Raw genomic sequence first — 19,585 nt, 5'->3', positions numbered from 1 at the left:
CTCAGCTTATCGGGCCAGCTTCACGGCCAGTTCGGCCACTGCCTTGCCCTGACCACGGGCGATGAGCAATTCGTCGGAATGGGGCTGGCGCGAGCCGTCCGGACCGGCGATGGTCGTGGCGCCGTAGGGCGAGTTGCCGCCCTTCACAGCGGTCAGGTTGGTCTGCTCGGGGAAGCGGTAGCCGACGGGAACGATCAGCATGCCATGGTGAGCGAGTGTGGCCCAGGTCGTCACGGCTGTCATTTCCTGGCCGCCGCCGGTGCCGGTGGAGACGAACACGCTCGCCACCTTGCCGACCAGCGCGCCCTTGGCCCAGAGGCCGCCGGTCTGGTCCCAGAAGTTGCGCATCTGCGCCGACATGTTGCCGAAGCGGGTGGGGGTGCCGACGATGATCGCGTCGTAGTCCGCCAGTTCGGCGGGGGAGGCCACGGGAGCGACCTGATCGGCCTTGCCGCCAGCGTTCTTGAACACGTCGGTGGGCATGGTTTCGGGCACGCGCTTGATCGTTACCTCAGCGCCGGGCACGCTCTTGGCGCCTTCGGCGATGGCGTCGGCCATGGATTCGATATGACCGTACATGGAATGATAGAGCACGAGAACTTTTGCCATTTGGATTCCTTGATGGGAGTGGTGGTTGGGTGGGTTGTCTACGCTGAAGGAGTCGATGGACGCATTGTGTCGCCAATCGGCGAATTCATTGTCTCGATCTCTGAGACAGTGCGTTCTGATAGAAAGTGCGCAATGGCAGCATTCTTCGCGAGTTGTCCGGTGCTTTCTGTCGGATGACTGCCCGAATCAACGTGTCGATTCGCGATTCTTTTGATTGTTTACAGAGGCTTCACACGCCCGATGTCAGCGCTACAAAAGGCGGGGTGACAATCGACGAAAGTTACAAATCGAGATGCGCTTGCAGCACGGGAGGATTCCGTGGGCCGGATGGGCGGCGAGGCAGTCGAAAGTCAATCATGTTCCACATTTATTCTCCAACCACTTTTTCACGGCGGGAGCCTCCGCCCACGGCGGGCTTGGCGGGCAGGTCGCTCACGAGGATGAGCGTTCTGGGGCTGGCGCTGCTGATCGCGGGGTGTTCGACGCTGTCCGTCGATCGCAGCCTTCCAGGCGAGAGCGCGCAGATCGCGGTGCCGCAGAACTGGACGGGCGCGGGCGCGTCGCAGACCACGGGGGCTGACGAAGCACTGATTCGCTGGTGGGATCAGCTCGGCGATGCGCAGCTGACCGCGCTGATTGAGCAGGCGCTTGCCGCCAATCCCGGTCTGCGCGGTGCCCAGCAGGCGGTCGTGCAGGCGCGTGCGCAGGCCGAGCAGACGCGTGCGGGCCTTCTGCCCAGCGCAGGCGCATCGGCGTCGGCACAGCGTTCGCGGCAGGGCAACAACGGCAGCTCGAACTACCTGAGCACCGGGCTCGACGCGAGCTGGGAGATCGATCTGTTCGGCAAGCTGCAGGCGGGCGTTGCGGCGAGCGAGGCGGATCTGGCCGCCACCCGCGCGGCTCTTGAAGGCGCGCGCGTGTCGCTCTCGGCCGAGGTGGCGCTGGCCTATGTCGATCTGCGCGGCGCGCAGCAGCGCCTCGTGATCGCCGAGAACAATCTCAAGAGCCAGCGCGAAACCCTGCAGATCACCGAGTGGCGGCGTCAGGCGGGGTTGACCACCTCGCTCGTGGTCGAACAATCGCGCACGCAGGTGCAGCAGACGGCGGCGCAGTTGCCCGCGCTCGAGAGCTCCATTGCGCAGAGCCGTCACGGCCTTGCCGTGCTGACCGGGCAAACGCCCGAAGCGCTGGACCGGCAGCTTGCGGCGGTACACAACATGCCGCAGGTGCCGCAGCAACTGACCTTGAGATTTCCCGCCGACACGCTGCGCCAGCGTCCCGATGTGTGGCAGGCGGGCGAGCAGGTACGCGCTGCGCTCTCGCGGGTCGATCAGGCCCAGGCCTCGCGCTATCCGAGTCTCAAACTCAGCGGATCGCTGGGGCTGGGCGCGGCGACGCTGGGCGCCCTGAGCGGCGGCTCCGCCGTGGCGGCCTCGATTCTTGGCGGGCTGTCGGTGCCGGTGTTCGACGGAGGTGCGCTGCGCGCTCAGGTAGAGGCGCAGATCGCCGCGCTCGAGCAGTCGCGCAGCGGCTACCAGACCACGGTGCTCACGGCGCTCAAGGAGGTCGAGGACGCGCTCTCCACCATCGGGGGCGACGGCGCCAGACTGGCGGAACTGCGCATCGCGGCCGAGGCGGCTGAAAATGCCAGTCTGCTTGCGCTGCAGCAGTACGGCAGCGGGCTGGTGGACTTCCAGACCGTGCTGGAGACCCAGCGCAGCCTGCTCTCCGCGCAGGACAGCGTGGTGAGCACCGAGGCCAGCCTGCTGCAGGACCATGTGCGTCTCTACAAGGCGCTGGGCGGCGGCTGGTCCCCCGAATTGGCCAATGCCGACACCCCACCCGATTCACAGATTTCCCAGGCAGGTAAGCCATGAGCGAGCAGCAGCAGAACCCCACATCCACCTCCGCAGAACAGGCCAAGCGCGATCTGCTGGGCACCGGCGCGTCGCGCAGATGGTGGCAGCGCACGACGGTCTGGCTCGGCGTGGCCGCGCTGGTCGTGGCGGCGGGCGGCGTCTATGCGTGGAGCAAGAACAGTGCAGCCAAGGCCGCACCGCAGTTCGTGAGCCAACCGGCAGTCAAGGGCGACATCACGCTCACCGTGATGGCCAACGGCACGCTGCAGCCCACGCGCTCGGTGACCATCGGCAGCGAACTCTCGGGCACGGTGGCGCGGGTGCTGGTCGACGTGAACGACCATGTGAAGAAGGGCCAGGTGCTGGTCGAGCTCGACCCGACCAAGCTGCGCTCGCAGGTCGAGCGTTCGCGCGCGTCGCTCGCCTCGGCTCAGGCCAAGCTCGCCGAGGCCAACGCCACGGCGGCGGAGGCGGAGGCCAGCCTCAAGCGTCTGCAGGAGGTGCACCGCATCTCGGGCGGCAAGGTGCCGGCGGCGAGCGAGATGGACACCGGCAAGGCGACGCTGGACCGCGCGATCGCATCGCAGAATTCGGCCTCCGCGTCGGTGCGCGACGCCAAGGCGGCGCTTGCGTCCGATGAGACCAATCTGTCCAAGGCGTCCGTGGTCTCGCCGATCGACGGGGTGGTGCTCACGCGCGCGGTCGAGCCCGGCAACGCCGTGGCCGCATCGCTGCAGGCCGTGACGCTGTTCACGCTGGCCGAAGATCTGTCGCAGTTGCGGCTGGACGTGAACGTGGACGAGGCCGATGTCGGCAGCGTCCAGCAGGACCAGAGTGCGAGCTTCACCGTGAGCGCCTGGCCGGGCCGCAGTTTTCCCGCCAAGGTGGCGCGCGTGGCCTTCGGATCGACGACCACCGACAACGTGGTGACCTACACCACGCGCCTGAACGTGAACAACGAGGACCGCACGCTGCGTCCCGGCATGACGGCATCGGCCACCATCGTTTCCACGCAGCGCAAGGACGTGCTGCTGGTGCCGAACGCGGCGCTGCGCTTCACGCCGTCGGGCGCGGCCGCAGGGGCTCCGGCACCCGCCTCGGGGCCTTCGGGCGCTGGGGGTGACAAGGCCAAGGGCAGCGGTGGCAGCGGCGGCGGCATCATGGGCCAGCTCATGCCACGCCCACCGCGCATGGGCGGCGGATCGGGCAAGGGCGGGGACGAGCCCGCCTTGCCTGCGGGCGAACGCCGCATCTGGGTCGACGAGGGCGGCACGGCACGTCCTGTTCTGGTGCACACCGGCATCTCCGATGGCCGCAGCACCGAGGTCACCGGCGACCAGCTGCAGCCGGGCATGCGCGTGATCACCGATCAGCGCGTTGCGGGAGCGAAGGGAGCCAAGGGATGACGACGAGCGCGACTCCGCTGATCGAGCTGCGCAACGTGACGAGGACTTACGGCACGGGCGCGCTCGCGTTTCAGGCGCTCAAGGGCGTGAACCTGCAGATCGCGCAGGGCGACTTCGTGGCCATCATGGGGCCGAGCGGATCGGGCAAGTCCACGGCGATGAACACCATCGGCTGTCTGGACCGGCCCACCACCGGCGAGTATCTTTTCAAGGGCGCGCATGTGGAGAACCTCACGCGCGACGAGCGTGCGCTCCTGCGTCGCCAGTACCTTGGCTTCGTCTTCCAGGGCTTTCACCTGCTGCCGCGCACCTCGGCGCAGGAGAACGTCGAGCTGCCGCTTTTGTATCGCGGCGAAGCGCCCGCCGAGCGTCACGCCGCGGCGAAAAAAGCATTGGCTGCGGTGGGGCTCACGGGCTGGGAGCACCATGGACCGTCCGAGCTGTCGGGCGGCCAGCAGCAGCGCGTGGCGATCGCGCGCGCCATCGTGACCGAGCCGCTGGTGCTGCTCGCCGATGAGCCTACCGGCAACCTCGACACGCAGCGCAGCTACGAGATCATGGAGCTGCTCTGGCAGCTCAACGTGGAGCACGGCATCACCGTGATCATGGTGACGCACGAGCCCGACATGGCGGCCTACGCGCGGCGCATCGTGCGCTTCAAGGACGGCATGATGGACAGCGACGTGCCCAACGAGCCGTTCATGCTGCGGGCGAATCCGGCGGAGGCCCACTGATGCTGTTCAACACGATTTGGCTGGCATTGCGTTCCATCCGCCGCAACCTGCTGCGCTCGTTTCTCACGGTGCTCGGCATCGTGATCGGCGTGAGCGCGGTGATCACCATGGTCACGCTGGGCAACGGCGCGACGCGCGCGGTGCAGGAGCAGATTTCGGGCCTTGGCACCAATCTGCTGCAGGTGCGGCCGGGCCAGCGCATGGGGCCGGGATCGGCGACCGCGCCCTCGTTCAAGGACACCGATGCCGACATCATCGCCCAACAGATCGGCGGCATTCTCGCGGTGGCGCCCGAGGCGCGCTCCGCCGCGACGCTGGTCGCGGGCGGCCGCAACTGGTCGAGCAGCGTGATCGGCAGCACCAACGCCTGGCTCGTCACCGGCAACTGGCCGCTGGTGCAGGGCCGGGAGTTCACCGCCGATGAGATGAAGGCAGGTTCGGCCGTCTGCATCATCGGCGAGACCGTGCGCCGCGAGCTCTTCGGCAAGGATGACGTGCTCGGCGAGCGCCTGCGCGTGAAGGCGTTTTCGTGCGAGGTGATCGGCGTGCTCGGCTCCAAGGGGCAGGGCGCGTTCGGCAACGACCAGGACGACATGGTGCTGATCCCGCTGAAGACCATGCAGCGCCGCCTGACCGGCAACACGCGGGTGAACACGCTGCTGATTTCGATGCAGGACGAAAGCGATCCCGAACGCGTGAAGTCCAGCTTGAACAGCCTGCTGCGCGAGCAGCGCAAGCTCGCCAAGGGTGACGAGAACAACTTCAACATTCTCGACACCAAGCAGCTCGCCGACACGCTCTCGGGCACCACCAAGGTGCTGACCATGCTGCTCGGCGCGGTGGCGGCGGTGAGCCTTTTGGTAGGCGGCATCGGCATCATGAACATCATGCTGGTGAGCGTGACCGAACGCACGCGCGAGATCGGTCTGCGTCTGGCCATCGGCGCGCTGGAGCGCGATGTGCTGCTGCAGTTTCTCATCGAAGCCGTGGTGCTCGCGGCGATCGGCGGACTGATCGGCATCGTGCTCGCGACGCTGGCGTCGCTCGGCCTCTCGCAGCTCATGCAGGTGCCCTACATGTTCAGCCCGGGCGTGAATCTGCTGAGCTTCGTGTTCTCGGCGGCAATCGGCGTGGTGTTCGGGTACTTCCCGGCGCGTCGTGCTGCGCGGCTCGATCCGATCGACGCGTTGCGCCACGAATGAAATCCGGTCATCGGCGCAGCGTACACTGCGTCGATGATCTGGATGAACACCCGCGAATGGCTGGAAAAACTGGTGTCCTTCGACACCACCAGCCGCAACTCCAACCTGCAGCTCATTGAATGCGTGCGCGATGCGCTGGCGGCGCAAGGCGCACGCGTCGAGCTGATGCACTCGCCCGCAGGCGACAAGGCCAACCTGTTCGCCACGCTGCCCGCAGCCGATGGCCGGACCGAGGGCGGCATCGTGCTCTCGGGCCATACCGATGTGGTGCCGGTCGACGGCCAGCAATGGAACAGCCAGCCGTTCGTGCTGACCGAACGGGATGGTCGACTCTACGGACGCGGCAGCTGCGACATGAAGGGCTTCATCGCCGCTGGGCTGGCGCTGGTGCCTGAATACAAGGCGATGCCGCGTGCCAAGCCGCTGCACTTTGCGCTGTCCTATGACGAGGAGGTGGGCTGCGTGGGTGCGCCGGTGATGCTCAAGGAGCTTCAGCTGCGCGGCGCGAAGTTCGACGGCTGCATCGTGGGCGAGCCCACGAGCATGCAGGTCGTCGTGGCCAACAAGGGCATCAACGTGCACCGCTGCCGCGTGCATGGCCGGGCCGCGCATTCATCGCTCACGCCGAGCGGCACGAACGCCATCGAATACGCCGCCCGCCTGATCTGCCGCATCCGTGACATCGCCGAGCACTTCAAGGAGCGCGGCCCTTACGACGAATTCTTTGACGTGCCTTTCACCACGATGACCACCAACCAGATCCAGGGCGGCATCGCGGTCAACACCATCCCCGAGCTCTGCGAATTCGTCTACGAATTCCGCAATCTCCCGGGCATGTCGGCCGAGCGCATCCAAGGCGAGGTCGATGCCTACGTGCAGACCGAGCTGTTGCCGCGCATGCGCAAGGAATTCGCCGACGCCCGCATCGACATAGAAATCGGCGCCAACGCCCCCGCCTTCGACGCATCCGAAGACGCCGCCATCACCCAGCTGGTGCGCGCGCTCACCGCGGACCAGCACAAACGCAAGGTCGCCTACGCCACCGAAGCAGGTCTGTTTCTCAACATGGGCATCCCCACGGTAGTGTGCGGCCCGGGCTCGATAGAGCAGGCCCACAAGCCGGATGAGTATGTAGACATCGAACAGCTCGAATCATGCGAGCGTTTCCTGCGAAAGATAGGCCAATCGCTGGTTTGAAAAGCCGACTCCGAATTCACCATGTCTTGGGGTAGCGGGCCAACGAAGCGAGCGGGGCGTTTGAATCACCCACCCCAACGCCGAGAAACGCTTTCAGGCTAGGCGCCACCGACGCAGACAGTACTCCTGCACGGCAAGGAGGTGCAACGACGCATGAAAGCGTTTATCGACGTCCCAAAACGACCAAGCAATCGCTGCCAAAGGCAGCGTAAAACAACACAAGCAAAAAAGAAAAGGCAGCCCTGGAGCTGCCTTTCCCTTGCTATGCATGAACGGTCTCGGTGAACGATAACGAAAGCCTCAGTTGATCGCGAGCTGCACGCTCTTGTCCACGGGGGCAAGCTTCGAGAGCGTGAGGGTCAACACCCCGTTCTCGAGCTTGGCACCGCTGGCGGAGGCGTCGATTTCATCGGCCAGCTCCCAGCTGCGTCGCACATTGCGAGGCGCACCTTCAATGCTGGAGAGATGCACTTGCTTGCCCTCGATGCGGATCTGCAACTGCTCGCGGCTCAGGCCCGGAACGTCGAGTTGCAGCGTGACGACGCCATTGTCATCCTTGCTGACGTGGACATCCTTTTCGGGGGCTGCGCTCTGCAATGTGCTGCGCAGAAAGCGTTGCACGGCCTCGTCGGAAACGCGGGGGATACCAAATGCTGCATGACGGCCGATAACGGGTGCGAAAATCATCTCTAGACTCCTGTGGGATTCAGAACATTTTTTGAACATGTCGCGCGCTTGTTGAGAAAATGGGAGAGAAGTCAGGCATTTCAAGAGCCATGTCTGCCAAATTTTTAAGATCGCCTCGCGCGACCCCGCTTTGTATGCTTCAACCACGTCATTCCTTCTGGCTGGCTGCCGGCGTCGCAGTCGGCACCACTTTGTTGTTAAGCGGCTGCGGTTCGTTGCCCAGTTCCATGCCTGGTCTGGATCGTCCGGCCGTGCCCTTCAGTCCGGCCGATTTCGACAACACCGGCATGTACACGCGCCACGTGAACGCGTCGCAGACGAGAACCTGCGAAGCCGCGCGCCGCGCGTTGCTCAGCCAGGGCTATCTGGTGAACACGGCCACCGACGAACTGGTGTCGGGCCGCAAGTACTTCCAGCCCAACAACGAGATCCACTATCAGGTCGAGATGCGCGTGGTCTGTGCGCCGGAAGGCAAGGGCGACGAGAAGACCGCCGCCTATGCGAGCGCGCTGCAGGACCGCTATGTGATCAAGAAGATCAACAACTCGGCGTCGCTGGGCGTCGGAGCCATCGGCTCGGTGTCGCTGCCGGTGAGCGCGACGGAGGACACGCTGGTCAAGGTGGGCAGCGAGACCGTCTCCGATCCGCGTTTCTATGAGCTGTTCTTCCAGCTGTTCGATCGCTACGTGCCGGTGGCATCCAATACGGCGCCTTCGCCCGAATCCGAGTCGCAGGCCCGCGCGATCATGAACGTGGAATCCAACCCGAGCGTCACGGCCTACCATCCGGTGCGCAATGAAACGTCGTCCGTGTCGCCCGTGTCGACTGTGCAGCCCGCGCCGCCGGTGACGGTGGAGGCCGTGCCCATCGCCACGCCGGTGACCGCGCCGGTCGTTGTTCCGAAGGTGCAGCCGATCCAGGAGATGCCCTTGCCAGCCGCCGCGCCAGAAAAGGCCACAACTGAAATTCCTGCAGCAGACGCACCCGCCAAGGCGAATTGAAACCAAGATGAATACGACCCGACGCTCGGCACTCTTGAAGGCCAGCACGCTCGCACTCGGCGCCAGCATCGCGCCGCTTTTCGTGACCTCGGCCTGGGCGGCCGCCCATGTGAGCGCCACGCCGCTCAAGCTGGCGCTCGTGGAGAGCATGTCCGGCCCGTTCGCCAATACCGGCGAGGCGGTGCTGCGCAACATCGCATGGGCCATCGAGCGCGTGAACGCGCGAAGCGGTGCGCGCCTGCAACTGCAGCGCTACGACAGCAAGGGCCAGAACGAAGAAGCGCTTGCGGCGCTGCGCGCGGCCATTGACGATGGCGCGCGCGTGATACTGCAGGGCAACTCGTCGGCCACCGCATCGGCGTTGATCGACGCTATCAACAAGCACAACGAGCGCGAGCCCGACAAGCGCGTGCTGTTCCTCAACTACTCGGCGGTTGAGCCCTCGCTCACCAACGAGAAGTGCAGCTTCTGGCATTTCCGCTTTGATGCCCATGCCAACATGCGCATTGCGGCGCTGATGGATGTGATCCGTGAAGACAAGGCGCTCAAGGGCATCTACCTGATCGGTCAGGACTACAGCTTTGGCCAGGCCGTGCTGCGCGAGGCACGCGAGCAGCTCGCGTCACAGCGCCCGGACGTGAAGGTGCTTGCGCAGGAGTTGCATCCCATGGGCCGCGTGAAGGACTTCGCGCCCTATGCCGTGAAGATCAAGGCCAGCGGCGCGCAGGCCGTCTTCACCGGCAACTGGGGCAACGACCTGACGCTGCTCGTGAAGGCCGCGCGCGATGTGGGATTCGAGGGCATGTTCTACACGTTCTACGGCAATGCGCTAGGTGCTCCCGCGGCCCTCGGCGATGCGGGCGTGGGCAAGGTCATCGCCGTGGCGGACTGGCTGCCCAATGTGCAGGCAGCGGAGAGCGAGTCCTTCTACAAGGCCTTCCGCACGCGATTTCCGAAGCCGCAGGACGACTATGTCCACATGCGCATGCAGCTCATGATCGAGTCGCTCGCGCAGGCCGTTGAACGTGCGCAGACCGCGAGCGACGTGGTCGCCATTGCGCGCCAACTCGAAAATGCCGACGTGACGCTCTACGGTCGCCGTGGCCGCATGCGCGCCTCGGACCACCAGTTCCAGCAGAACCTCGTGGTGGGCATGATGGAGAAAATGGGCGCGCCCGGCGTGAAGTTCGATGTGGAAGGCTCGGGCTACGGCTTTCGCGTGATCCGCGAGATCGCGGCGGAGAAGGCGGAGCAGCCGACGACCTGCAAAATGGTGCGGCCCGCGGGCTGAGCACGCCACGCCACCTCATGCCTTGCCATGCCATGTTTGGCCGGCAGGCATCAGTGGCTGTCTTTTTCCGCCTGCACGGCTTTGCCAAGCTCCGTCACCGCCATTGCGTAGTAGCGTGACGGGTTGTAGCGGGTGAGGGCGCGCAGATTGCCGGTGGCCGCGATCCAGGTGGAAGGGCTTTCGCGGTTTTCGAGTTCGACCAGCGCGAGCGGGGTATCGGACGCGAGGCTCCGTGTGCAGTCGCTCTGCAGCGGGATGCCGTTTTCTTCGAGCGCTGCCATGCTGTGCATGGGCGTTAGGCCATTGGTGGCCAATGACGCCGGTGATGCCGGTGGCGCGGTCGCAGGATCGATGGCGCAGTACACGGGCTGGCCCGCAGCCCAGCCATGCGCCCTCAGATAGCTGGCGACCGAGCCGATCGCGTCCTGAGGGGTCCATAGATCGATGCGCCCGTCGTGATCGAAATCCACGCCGTAGCGCGCCCAGCTTGACGGCATGAATTGGGGCAGACCCATGTCGCCCGCGTAGCTGCCGCGTGGCTCGCGCGGGTCGGTGCCTTGCGCATGCATGAGCAGCAGGAACTGCTCGAGCTCGGCGATGAAATACGCGCGGCGTTCGGCGGCGCGCGGGTGGGCTTCGGGGAATTCGACAGCGAGCGTGACTAGCGCGTCGAGCACGCGGATGCGGCCGGTCTGCTGGCCCCAGATGGTCTCCATGCCAAGGATGCCCACGATGATGTGGGCGGGTACGCCGTATTCGGCTTCGGCGTGTTGCAGTGCGGCGGCGTGCTCCTGCCAGAAGCGCACTCCGGCGCGGATGCGGATCGGTTCCACGAAGCGGGCCCGGTAGGCCTGCCAGTTCTTTTTGGCGTGCGTGCGCGCCACGGGCAAGACGAGCTGCTTGATCGGCTCGACCGCTCGCGCCGCGCCGATGGCTTGGCGGGTCCATTGCGCGTCGAGCACGGCACGTTCGGCGATGCGGTCCGCCAGTTCCATCGCGCGCGGGTCACGGGAGAAATACCGCGGTGCCGAAGGCGTTGCACGTTGCGTGGTGGGCGCCGCAAGCCAGTCGGGCATGCGCTTCACCATCGCCGTGCCCAGCGCCGCGAGGCCCGCCAGTGCAAATGCGGCGGCGGCGACGACGACGGCGGGCAGGGCTTTCATGGACGGGTGGCGTGCGCGGGCGTGCTCGACGAGTTGGAGGTGCCCGGCCACTGCAGGTCGCGCAGACCGCGCTGCAGCGGCGAGAGCGCGACCTCGGGCTTCGGCGCATAGCGGGCTTGGTCCACGCGCAGCAACCATTGCGCGACCGGCTCGAGCGAGCCATCCGGGCGCTCGGCGCGAATGCGCTGCGCCATGCTGCGCGGAGGCAGGTGAACCGGCAGATCGATGCCGAGCTTGACGAGTTTCTGCCGCACCGTCTGGAGCATGCGCTGCCACGGGTCCTGATGGTTTTTCTCCCACAGAGACCAGCCCACGCCGATCAGCGCGGACAACCCGGCGATCAGCCCCAGCAGCCGCGCGAGATCCTGCCATGAGGGCGTCTCGAAGCCGAGCGAGCGAAGCAGGTTGAGCTGGCGTTCCTGCGTGTAGTTCAGCACCCACTGGTTCCAGCGGTTGTTCACCGCTTCCCACGCGGCGCGCATCTGCATGAGCATGGTCGGGCTGATGACGGTGCTCATCGCTTCGCCGAGCGCGCCCTGCGGTGTCTGCAGGCGGCGATATTCACCGATGCGTGAAGGCATCACGGCGCCGGTCGGATCGATGCGAATCCAGCCGCGTCCTTCGACCCAGACTTCCGTCCAGGCATGGGCGTCGGCCTGGCGCACGGTCCAGTAACCGTCGTAGCCGTTGATCTCGCCGCCCTGGTATCCCGACACGATGCGTGCCGGAATGTCGAGGCCGCGCATCAGCACCACGAAGGCCGAGGCGATGTGCTCGCAGAAGCCCAGCTTGGTGTCGAACCAGAACTCGTCGGCGCTGTGGGTGCCGGTCAGTCCGGGCTCCAGGGTGTAGGTGTAGCCGCCGCTGCGCAGCCGCTGCAGCGCGGCGTTCACATAGGCCATGTTTCCTTTGCCCTGCAGCGCGGGGTCGGCGCGCATCTGCTCTGCAAGCTCCTGCGTGCGCGGATTGAAGCCATGGGGCAGTTGCACGTAGGGCTTGAGTTCTCTTGTGCGCTCGGTCGGTCCACTGCTGAAGTCGATGTGGCTCTCGGCGGTGTAACGCAGCACATTCACGATGGGGCGGTTGGCGATCCATTGCAGCGACGGCGACATCCGCGCGCGCAGCTCTGCGGGCAGCACCGGAGGCTTGTCGGCCGCGTCGAGCAGCAGCAGCCAGTTGCGGCGGTTGGCTTCCATGGTGACTTCGTACTTGATCGGCTCGCCGCGCACGGTCAGTTCGGCGGAGGACGTGCCTGCACCATTGTTGGCGCGCGCCTCATAGGTGCTGCCGGCAAACCATTCCTGGCCGTTGAAGTACGACATCACCGGGCCACGGAAATACAGATGGCGCTGCTCGGGCGGGCGGCCGCCGGGCGTGTCGAACTTGATGCGCATGGCCACGCTTTCGTCGAGCACCAGCGAGGCCATGCTGCCGATCTTCATTTCGTCCGAAAGGCCGCTGCGGCCCCGCAGGTCCTCGCCAGGCATGCCCCACAGGGGCGCCATGCGCGGAAACAGCATGAACAGCACAAGCATGATGGGCGCACCGAGCAGCGACATCCACGCCGCCGTGCGCATGCTCTTGGCGAGCGGCGGCTTGCCGACCGGCATGTTGGAGTTGATGAGCGCGGTGAGCAGGCCGAGGAGGCCCAGCAGCATCACCACGGCCACCACCAGTGACTGCGAGAAGAAGAAGTTGGCGAGCAGCGTGAAGAAGCCGAGAAAGAAGATCACCATCGCGTCGCGCCGCGCGCGCAGCTCCAGCGTCTTGAGCACCAGCAGCATGATGATGAGCGTGACGCCCGCGTCCCGGCCGACGATGGTCTTGTGCGAGACGACGGTCAGCACCACGGCGATGAGCAGCAGGCCGCCTTTGACCCAGCGGTTGGGCAGCGGACGCTGGGTCCAGGCGAGCCACGCGCGCCACAGCAGCAGCGCATAGGCGAACGGCATGGTCCACGGCGGCACATGCGGCGTGAGGGGCGAGATCACCCAGCCGACCACGAGCAGCAGCCACAGGGTGTCGCGGGTCTCGCGCGGAAGCGAGGTAAGGCGCTGGATCAGGCCGGACGACGCGGACGAGCCCGTGCGCGAACCGGAGGAAGAGTGGGGGGGAACGTTCAGCACAGCGCCAGAGCCTCCAGACAGCGGTGACGGTGCGCGGCACCGGTATCGGGGCCGATCTCGCGGCCGGGCAGACGCAGGCCGTACTCGACGCCCAGGCGGTCGGCCTGCAGCACCCATGCGGCCAGACGCGAGATGCGGGCCTCGGGCGCCTGCAGGCCTGTGGCGGCCATGTCGAGCCACAGTTCCTGTTGCTGCGACTGCTGGGCGTCGCGGCTCACGAGTTCATCCGACCCGGCGGCGAAGGACTTGGCGGCCTTCTTCCAGACCACGAGCTTGAGCGGATCGCCGCGCTGGTAGGCGCGCACGCCGTCGAACTCGCCAATGCCGCGCGCGGGAGCGTTGCCCGAGCCGCTCGAGCGCGCTTCGCCGGGCGGCAGCTGCGGTGCGGGCTTTTCCGGCTCGGGGTAGATCAACACCTGCGCAGCCGGACGCCAGATCGTCCAGACGCGGAAGGTGCCGAGCGGATAGCGGGTCTCGGCCTTGAGCGTGGGTACGTCGTGCAGGCCGCGTCGCGAGGGCTTGAAGGCGATCTGCACGGCGGCGGAGCCCGCGCCCGGCACATCGGCCCAGACCCAGTTGCTGCTGCCGTAGACCGTCATGCCGATGGCGTGGCGGGGCTGCTTGCGTGTGCTGTTGAGCTGGATTTCCAGCGTGCAGCCGCTGCCGAGAAACTGCGGCGCGGGGTCGAGCAGGTGCATCTGCAGACCACGCAGCGTGGAGTGGCAGACGTAAATGCTCACTGCCACGCAGCCCACCAGCAGAAAGGTCAGCAGGTAGCCGAGATTGAGCTGGAAGTTGATCGAGCCGACCAGCAGCAGCAGCAAGGTGAGCGCAAGCATCCAGCCCGCGCCGGTCGGCAGGATGTAGACGTTGCGCTGGGTGAGCGTTTGCGTGTTGGTGCGCGGCAGGCGGCTGTTCCACCAGCGATGCCAGCGACGGCGCAGCGCGGCCAGCGGACCGCGCCCGGCCGGCGCGCCCGGTTCCAGCTGCGCCGCCAGCGGGCCGGCAGAAGACGGACTGAAGGACTTCATGCGATCAGGGCAGTGGCGTGGCTTCGATCATCGCGCGCACCTGCTCGACCGCGCCGCGCCCGGCGTCACCAACCGGAATCAACCGGTGCGCCACGGTCTGCGGCAGGATGGCCTGCACGTCGTCGGGCGCCACGTAGTCGCGCCCGCTGATCAGCGCCTGGGCCTTGGCCGCGCGCATCAGCGCGATGCCCGCGCGCGGTGACAGGCCCTGCAGGAACCAGCGGCCCGAGCGGGTCGCGGTGATCAGGTCCTGCACGTAGTTGAGCAGCGCGTCGGAAGTGTGTACCCGCAGGACTGCCTGCTGCAACTGCTCGAACTCGTCGAGCGAGAGCTGTGGCGGCAGGTGATCGAGCATGTCGCGGCGGTCCGACCCGGCCAGCAGCATGCGCTCGGCGTTGCGGTCGGGATAGCCCAGCGAGATGCGCATCAGAAAGCGGTCGAGCTGCGACTCGGGCAGCGCAAAGGTTCCCAGCTGGTCGTGCGGGTTCTGCGTGGCGATCACGAAGAAGGGATGGGGCAGGGCGCGCGTTTCGCCTTCGACCGATACCTGCCGCTCCTCCATGGCCTCGAGCAGCGCGCTCTGCGTCTTCGGGCTGGCGCGGTTGATCTCGTCGGCCAGCAGCACCTGCGCGAACACGGGACCGGGGTGAAAGATGAACGCTTCCTTGCCGCGCTCGTAGATGGAGACGCCCGTCAGGTCGCTGGGCATCAGATCGGCGGTGAACTGCACGCGCGAGAAGCGCAGCCCGAAGGTGCTGGCCAACGCATGCGCTAGCGTAGTTTTGCCGACGCCGGGTACGTCTTCGATCAACAAATGCCCACCTGCGAGCAGGCATGCAACGCAGTCCTGAACTTGGGATTCCTTGCCGACGATCACCGTGTTAAGCTGATCCAGAAGTGATTTGATCTTGTGCTGTGCGTGCATGGCCTGACGTTATTCGAAAATTACAAGAGACATCTCAATGACTGTGAGCAAGACGGGATTTTTTACCCATCGCGACTGCTGGAAGCATGAAATGGGTCCTGGACACCCGGAGTGTCCGGCGCGCCTTGACGCCATCGAAGACCGCCTGCTGGTCACCGGCGTGGCCGATGCGCTTGAGCGATACGAGGCTCCTCTGGCGTCCCTCTCCGACATAGAGCTCGCGCATGATCGCATGTATGTGGCTTCGGTGCGCGGAATGTCGGACCGGGTGGTCGAGGAACAACTCGCCGGAGGCCCGTCCCATCAGCAGATCGACACCGACACCTCCATGAATGCCCACACGTGGAATGCCGCTTTGCGCTCCGCCGGAGCGGCCATCGCGGCGACCGACGCGGTGATGTCGGGTGAGATCGAGAATGCCTTCTGCAGCGTGCGCCCGCCGGGCCACCACGCCACGCGTGACAAGGCCATGGGCTTCTGCTTCTTCAACAACGTGGCGATCGCCGCCAAGTACGTGCTTGATCGCTACCACCTGAAACGCGTGGCAGTGGTCGATTTCGACGTGCACCACGGCAACGGCACCGAGGACATCCTCGCTGGCGACGAGCGCACGCTCATGGTCAGCATCTACCAGCATCCGTTCTATCCCTACAGCGGCGACCAGAATCCGGCCGCCAACATGGTCAACGTGCCGGTGCCTGCCTATACCAAGGGCATGGACATCCGCGAGATCGTCGAGATGATGTGGATTCCTCGCCTCGAAGCCTTCAAGCCCGAGATGATCTTCGTGAGCGCCGGCTTCGATGCCCACCGCGAGGACGACATGGGCCAGCTCGGCATGACCGAGCACGACTACACCTGGATCACCCAGCGCATCAAGGATGTGGCGCGGCGCTTCTCGAGCAACCGCATCGTCTCCTGCCTTGAGGGGGGCTACATGATGGGGCCGCTCTCGCGCAGCGTCGAGGCTCATGTCCGAGTTCTGGCAGACCTCTGAGATCGTCAACACGCTCTGATAGACAACCTGAGTCGCCGCGTGGCGGCTCCCGCTTGGCCCGCGCCGGACTCGAGCGGTGTCAACGCCGTCAGGAGTGACGGGCAGGCGATGTCTGAAATTGCAGGACTCCCAACGGACCTGCGGGTTGTGTCAATATTCGGGTTTGGCTTTTTGCCTGTCGCAGAAGCCCCGAATCCTGACTGACCATGACATTCGACACCACTCCATTCTTTGAAGGCCCGCTGCGCGCAGAGCGCGATTCCCGTGGCGTGGTCACGCTGACGCTCGATGATCCCAAGCGCTTCAACGCACTGGGCCACGAGATGCTGGCAGCGCTGCAGTCGGCGCTTGCCGCCGTCGCCAAGGACGAGTCGGCCCGCGTCGTCGTGCTGGCAGCGAGCGGCAAGGCCTTCTGTGCCGGTCACAACCTCAAGGACATGGCGGCCCATCCCGAGCTGCCGTTCTACCAGGACCTGTTCGCGCAGTGCAGCCGCATGATGCTCGCGATCCACAAGCTCCCTGTGCCGGTGATCGCCAAGGTGCATGGCATGGCGACGGCCGCCGGTTGCCAACTGGTCGCGCAGTGCGATCTGGCGGTTGCGAGCGACGACGCCAGTTTCGCCACCAGCGGCATTCAATATGGGCTGTTCTGCTCCACGCCCAGCGTTCCGCTGGTGCGCAACGTGCCGGCCAAGGTGGCGATGGAGATGCTGCTCACGGGGGACTTCATCGATGCGAAGACCGCGCTGGAGCAGGGGCTCGTGAACCGAGTGGTGAGCGCTGACCAGCTTGATGGCGAGGTTGAAAAATTCGTCGCTTCCATTGTCGCCAAGCCGCGTACCGCCGTGGCCATGGGCAAGGCGCTGGTCCACCAGCAGCAGGAGATGGGCATCGAGTCCGCCTACCAGTTGGCGGGTCAGACGATGGCCGTCAACATGATGGACGCCGATGCGCAGGAGGGCGCGCGCGCTTTCGCGGAAAAGCGCAAGCCGGTGTGGAAGAACGCCTGATTCAAACCATCGCAAGGAACGACAAGCATGGAGTGGTTTGATCGGTTGCTGCAGGAGTTTCGGGGTTCCCAGACCTGGCTCGAAGTGGTGGTGCTGCTGGGCTGTCTGGCGTTGGCATATGTCATCAGCATGCTCTGGGGCCGCAGGCGCGGGCCCGATGCGCCGGAGTCGATCTGGTTTGGCCGCAAGCCCACCATGGGCGTGCTGTTCCCGCTCGTGGCGCTGGTGCTGGTGTATGCGTCGCGGCTGGTGTTCGAGCATTTTCAGCCGGTATTTCTTTTGCGCGTGGCGGTGCCCATTCTCACTTCGCTGGTGCTGATCCGCTGGATCGCCCGAGTGCTTGCGGCCGCCTTTCCCCATTCCAGCTTTGCGCGACTGATCGAGCGTATCTTCTCGTGGGTGGCTTGGGCCGTCGCGGTGCTGTGGATTCTCGGCCTGCTGCCCGGCGTGATGGATGAGCTCGACGGCATCACGCTGGCTTTCGGCAAGACCAAGCTGAGCCTGCTCACGCTGATCCAGGGCAGTCTCTCCGCGGCGTTGATGCTGGTGGCGGCGCTCTGGGCCTCGGCCACGTTCGAACGAAGGGTGCTGGACGAGACGGTGTCCGATCTCTCGATGCGCAAGGTGCTCGTCAACATGACGCGCGCGCTGCTGCTGCTTGTCGCGCTGCTCTTTGCTCTCTCCGCCGTGGGCGTGGACCTCACGGCGCTGTCCGTGCTCGGCGGCGCCATGGGAGTGGGGCTGGGCTTCGGCATGCAGAAGCTCGCGGCCAACTATGTGAGCGGCTTCGTGATTCTGCTCGAGCGCTCGCTGCGCATCGGCGACAACGTGAAGGTCGATGGCTTCGAGGGGCGCATCACCGACATCAAGACCCGCTACACGCTGATCCGGGCGGGCAATGGTCGCGAGTCCATCGTGCCCAACGAGAGCATCATCACGCAGCGCGTCGAGAACCTGACTGACGCCGACAGGAAGTTCAACATCACCACCCAGATCGGCGTGGGCTACGACAGCGATGTCGAGCAGGTCCAGCGCATCCTGGCGGAAGCCGCAAAAACCCAAGAGCGGGTGCTCAAGACGCCGGAGCCCGTGGCCTATCTGGTGAACTTCGGCGCCGACGCCATTGAATTCAGCCTGAACTTCTGGATCAACGATCCGGCGGCGGGCACGGCCAACATCAAATCGCTCGTCAATATCGCCATGCTCAAGGGCCTGCGCGAGGCGGGCATCGACATTCCGTATCCACAACGCGTACTGCATTTGGCTGATGCCGCAGGCGCCGTGGGTGCGGTACTTTCACATTCGCCTCAAAAGGGTGGATCGGTAGCGGAGGGCTCTTCGGAATGAGCCCAGTGTGAAACAGATGCAGCAATGCGTCACGTTCGCGACTGGCGGAGTTTTTCTCAGAACTCATTCCGAAAGATATCTGCTACGATATGGGTCATAAAAGCACGACCGTTCTATTTTTCAAATAACCCGATCATTCGCCATTCAAGTAGCCGCAGTTGCTGCGGTGCGGGATAGAATGATTTGGTTTACGTACACGTCAACTGAACCAGTCAATAAACTTAAGGAGCCGCAGCAATGAAGGTTTTGGTCCCTGTCAAACGCGTGGTGGACTACAACGTGAAGGTCCGAGTCAAATCGGATGGCACGGGTGTGGACATCGCGAACGTGAAGATGTCGATGAACCCGTTTGACGAGATCGCCGTCGAAGAAGCCGTTCGCCTGAAGGAAAAGGGCGTGGTCACGGAAGTGATCGCGGTGTCCTGCGGCGTTGCGCAGTGCCAGGAAACCCTGCGCACGGCGATGGCCATCGGCGCGGATCGCGGCATTCTGGTGGAAACGGCGGAAGAGCTCCAACCTCTGGCCGTCGCCAAGCTGCTCAACGCGCTGATCGCCAAGGAACAGCCCGGCCTCGTCATTCTCGGCAAGCAAGCCATCGACGACGACTCCAACCAGACCGGCCAGATGCTGGCTGCGCTGGCCGATCTGCCGCAGGCGACCAACGCCTCGAAGGTGGAAGTGGCTGGCGACAAGGTCAACGTCACTCGTGAAGTGGACGGCGGTCTGGAAACTCTGGCGCTGAACACGCCTGCGGTCATCACCACCGACCTGCGTTTGAACGAGCCACGTTATGTGACTCTGCCCAACATCATGAAGGCCAAGAAGAAGCAGCTCGACACCGTCAAGCCTGAAGATCTGGGCGTCGATGTCGCTCCGCGTCTGAAGACGCTGAAGGTGTCGGAGCCTCCAAAGCGCGGCGCTGGCATCAAGGTGCCGGACGTTGCAGCGCTGGTCGACAAGCTCAAGAACGAAGCCAAAGTGATCTAAGGAATAAGGAGAA

17 protein-coding genes are annotated in these 19,585 nt (G+C 65.1%); 11 read left to right on the top strand and 6 right to left on the bottom strand.

The genetic code is table 11. The features are described from left to right. Positions 1-6: 6 nt before the first annotated feature. The gene (gene wrbA / locus ISG32_RS19595; RefSeq protein WP_194772702.1) at positions 7-609 is read right to left on the bottom strand and encodes an NAD(P)H:quinone oxidoreductase; all 603 of its coding nucleotides are present in this window, start codon (positions 607-609) and stop codon (positions 7-9) included. Positions 610-1,049: 440 nt separating this feature from the next. On the opposite strand from wrbA, the gene ISG32_RS19590 reads away from it, so the two are divergent. Genes ISG32_RS19590 through argE form a run of 5 tightly spaced genes read left to right on the top strand, consistent with a single transcriptional unit; the run spans position 1,050 to position 7,007 of the window. Further along, entirely contained in the window at positions 1,050-2,486 is a 1,437-nt protein-coding gene (locus ISG32_RS19590) for an efflux transporter outer membrane subunit (RefSeq protein WP_194772701.1), read from the top strand. After that, positions 2,483-3,874, top strand: coding sequence for an efflux RND transporter periplasmic adaptor subunit (locus ISG32_RS19585; RefSeq protein ID WP_194772700.1), 1,392 nt, complete (start codon positions 2,483-2,485; stop codon positions 3,872-3,874). The genes ISG32_RS19590 and ISG32_RS19585 overlap by 4 nt, the downstream gene beginning before the upstream one ends. Beyond that, a complete protein-coding gene (locus ISG32_RS19580; protein ID WP_323745961.1) occupies positions 3,871-4,608 on the top strand; it encodes an ABC transporter ATP-binding protein in 738 nt (245 codons plus the stop codon). Before ISG32_RS19585 ends, ISG32_RS19580 begins: the two co-directional genes overlap by 4 nt. Further along, on the top strand, positions 4,608-5,810 hold the full coding sequence (locus ISG32_RS19575) for an ABC transporter permease (protein ID WP_194772699.1): 1,203 nt from the start codon (positions 4,608-4,610) through the stop codon (positions 5,808-5,810). Before ISG32_RS19580 ends, ISG32_RS19575 begins: the two co-directional genes overlap by 1 nt. 42 nt (positions 5,811-5,852) lie before the next feature. Then, positions 5,853-7,007 (top strand): acetylornithine deacetylase, encoded by a 1,155-nt coding sequence (gene argE, locus ISG32_RS19570; protein ID WP_194772698.1) that lies wholly within the window; start codon positions 5,853-5,855, stop codon positions 7,005-7,007. Positions 7,008-7,307: 300 nt separating this feature from the next. On the opposite strand, the gene ISG32_RS19565 is transcribed toward argE, so the two are convergent. Beyond that, the gene (locus ISG32_RS19565; protein ID WP_194772860.1) at positions 7,308-7,694 is read right to left on the bottom strand and encodes an Hsp20/alpha crystallin family protein; all 387 of its coding nucleotides are present in this window, start codon (positions 7,692-7,694) and stop codon (positions 7,308-7,310) included. Between the two features lie 251 nt (positions 7,695-7,945). On the opposite strand from ISG32_RS19565, the gene ISG32_RS27835 reads away from it, so the two are divergent. Both ISG32_RS27835 and ISG32_RS19555 read left to right on the top strand, forming a co-directional pair. After that, on the top strand, positions 7,946-8,695 hold the full coding sequence (locus ISG32_RS27835; protein ID WP_323745960.1) for a DUF2242 domain-containing protein: 750 nt from the start codon (positions 7,946-7,948) through the stop codon (positions 8,693-8,695). A 7-nt stretch (positions 8,696-8,702) separates the two neighbouring features. Beyond that, the gene (locus ISG32_RS19555; protein ID WP_194772696.1) at positions 8,703-9,986 is read left to right on the top strand and encodes a branched-chain amino acid ABC transporter substrate-binding protein; all 1,284 of its coding nucleotides are present in this window, start codon (positions 8,703-8,705) and stop codon (positions 9,984-9,986) included. 50 nt (positions 9,987-10,036) lie between these two features. Here the strand turns inward: ISG32_RS19555 and mltB are convergent, their stop codons facing one another. From mltB to ISG32_RS19535, 4 genes are read right to left on the bottom strand one after another with little or no spacing between them, the layout of a single operon-like run. Then, complete coding sequence (mltB, locus tag ISG32_RS19550; protein WP_228529950.1) at positions 10,037-11,149, bottom strand: lytic murein transglycosylase B; 1,113 nt, start codon at positions 11,147-11,149, stop codon at positions 10,037-10,039. Next, positions 11,146-13,272, bottom strand: coding sequence for a transglutaminase family protein (locus ISG32_RS19545; RefSeq protein ID WP_407645080.1), 2,127 nt, complete (start codon positions 13,270-13,272; stop codon positions 11,146-11,148). Before ISG32_RS19545 ends, mltB begins: the two co-directional genes overlap by 4 nt. Further along, positions 13,269-14,306, bottom strand: a complete 1,038-nt coding sequence (locus ISG32_RS19540) for a DUF58 domain-containing protein (protein WP_194772695.1) — start codon at positions 14,304-14,306, stop codon at positions 13,269-13,271. The genes ISG32_RS19545 and ISG32_RS19540 overlap by 4 nt, the downstream gene beginning before the upstream one ends. Positions 14,307-14,310: 4 nt before the next feature. Further along, positions 14,311-15,231 (bottom strand): AAA family ATPase, encoded by a 921-nt coding sequence (locus tag ISG32_RS19535; protein ID WP_194772694.1) that lies wholly within the window; start codon positions 15,229-15,231, stop codon positions 14,311-14,313. A 37-nt stretch (positions 15,232-15,268) separates the two neighbouring features. Between ISG32_RS19535 and ISG32_RS19530 the strand changes: the two genes are divergently transcribed. The 4 genes from ISG32_RS19530 to ISG32_RS19515 all read left to right on the top strand — a co-directional run bounded on the left by ISG32_RS19530 (position 15,269) and on the right by ISG32_RS19515 (position 19,572). Continuing rightward, a complete protein-coding gene (locus ISG32_RS19530) occupies positions 15,269-16,228 on the top strand; it encodes a histone deacetylase family protein (RefSeq protein WP_194772693.1) in 960 nt (319 codons plus the stop codon). A 206-nt stretch (positions 16,229-16,434) separates the two neighbouring features. Further along, complete coding sequence (locus tag ISG32_RS19525) at positions 16,435-17,238, top strand: enoyl-CoA hydratase (RefSeq protein ID WP_194772692.1); 804 nt, start codon at positions 16,435-16,437, stop codon at positions 17,236-17,238. A gap of 27 nt (positions 17,239-17,265) precedes the next feature. Next, positions 17,266-18,585 carry a mechanosensitive ion channel family protein gene (locus ISG32_RS19520; protein WP_194772691.1) on the top strand — a complete coding sequence of 440 codons (1,320 nt, stop codon included), beginning with the start codon at positions 17,266-17,268 and terminating at the stop codon, positions 18,583-18,585. Between the two features lie 237 nt (positions 18,586-18,822). Then, on the top strand, positions 18,823-19,572 hold the full coding sequence (locus tag ISG32_RS19515) for an electron transfer flavoprotein subunit beta/FixA family protein (RefSeq protein WP_194772690.1): 750 nt from the start codon (positions 18,823-18,825) through the stop codon (positions 19,570-19,572). Positions 19,573-19,585: the final 13 nt, after the last annotated feature.

The organism is Diaphorobacter caeni, from assembly GCF_015354245.1.
Lineage (GTDB): Bacteria > Pseudomonadota > Gammaproteobacteria > Burkholderiales > Burkholderiaceae_C > Diaphorobacter_A > Diaphorobacter_A caeni.
This window is presented reverse-complemented; position numbering and strand designations above follow the sequence as displayed.

Bases quoted from the DNA above. Each gene is read 5' to 3' on its own strand.
- wrbA (WP_194772702.1), bottom strand. From the start codon at position 609: ATGGCAAAAGTTCTCGTGCTCTATCATTCCATGTACGGTCATATCGAA.
- ISG32_RS19590 (WP_194772701.1), top strand. From the start codon at position 1,050: ATGAGCGTTCTGGGGCTGGCGCTGCTGATCGCGGGGTGTTCGACGCTG.
- ISG32_RS19585 (WP_194772700.1), top strand. From the start codon at position 2,483: ATGAGCGAGCAGCAGCAGAACCCCACATCCACCTCCGCAGAACAGGCC.
- ISG32_RS19580 (WP_323745961.1), top strand. From the start codon at position 3,871: ATGACGACGAGCGCGACTCCGCTGATCGAGCTGCGCAACGTGACGAGG.
- ISG32_RS19575 (WP_194772699.1), top strand. From the start codon at position 4,608: ATGCTGTTCAACACGATTTGGCTGGCATTGCGTTCCATCCGCCGCAAC.
- argE (WP_194772698.1), top strand. From the start codon at position 5,853: ATGAACACCCGCGAATGGCTGGAAAAACTGGTGTCCTTCGACACCACC.
- ISG32_RS19565 (WP_194772860.1), bottom strand. From the start codon at position 7,694: ATGATTTTCGCACCCGTTATCGGCCGTCATGCAGCATTTGGTATCCCC.
- ISG32_RS19555 (WP_194772696.1), top strand. From the start codon at position 8,703: ATGAATACGACCCGACGCTCGGCACTCTTGAAGGCCAGCACGCTCGCA.
- mltB (WP_228529950.1), bottom strand. From the start codon at position 11,149: ATGAAAGCCCTGCCCGCCGTCGTCGTCGCCGCCGCCGCATTTGCACTG.
- ISG32_RS19540 (WP_194772695.1), bottom strand. From the start codon at position 14,306: ATGAAGTCCTTCAGTCCGTCTTCTGCCGGCCCGCTGGCGGCGCAGCTG.
- ISG32_RS19535 (WP_194772694.1), bottom strand. From the start codon at position 15,231: ATGCACGCACAGCACAAGATCAAATCACTTCTGGATCAGCTTAACACG.
- ISG32_RS19530 (WP_194772693.1), top strand. From the start codon at position 15,269: ATGACTGTGAGCAAGACGGGATTTTTTACCCATCGCGACTGCTGGAAG.
- ISG32_RS19525 (WP_194772692.1), top strand. From the start codon at position 16,435: ATGACATTCGACACCACTCCATTCTTTGAAGGCCCGCTGCGCGCAGAG.
- ISG32_RS19520 (WP_194772691.1), top strand. From the start codon at position 17,266: ATGGAGTGGTTTGATCGGTTGCTGCAGGAGTTTCGGGGTTCCCAGACC.
- ISG32_RS19515 (WP_194772690.1), top strand. From the start codon at position 18,823: ATGAAGGTTTTGGTCCCTGTCAAACGCGTGGTGGACTACAACGTGAAG.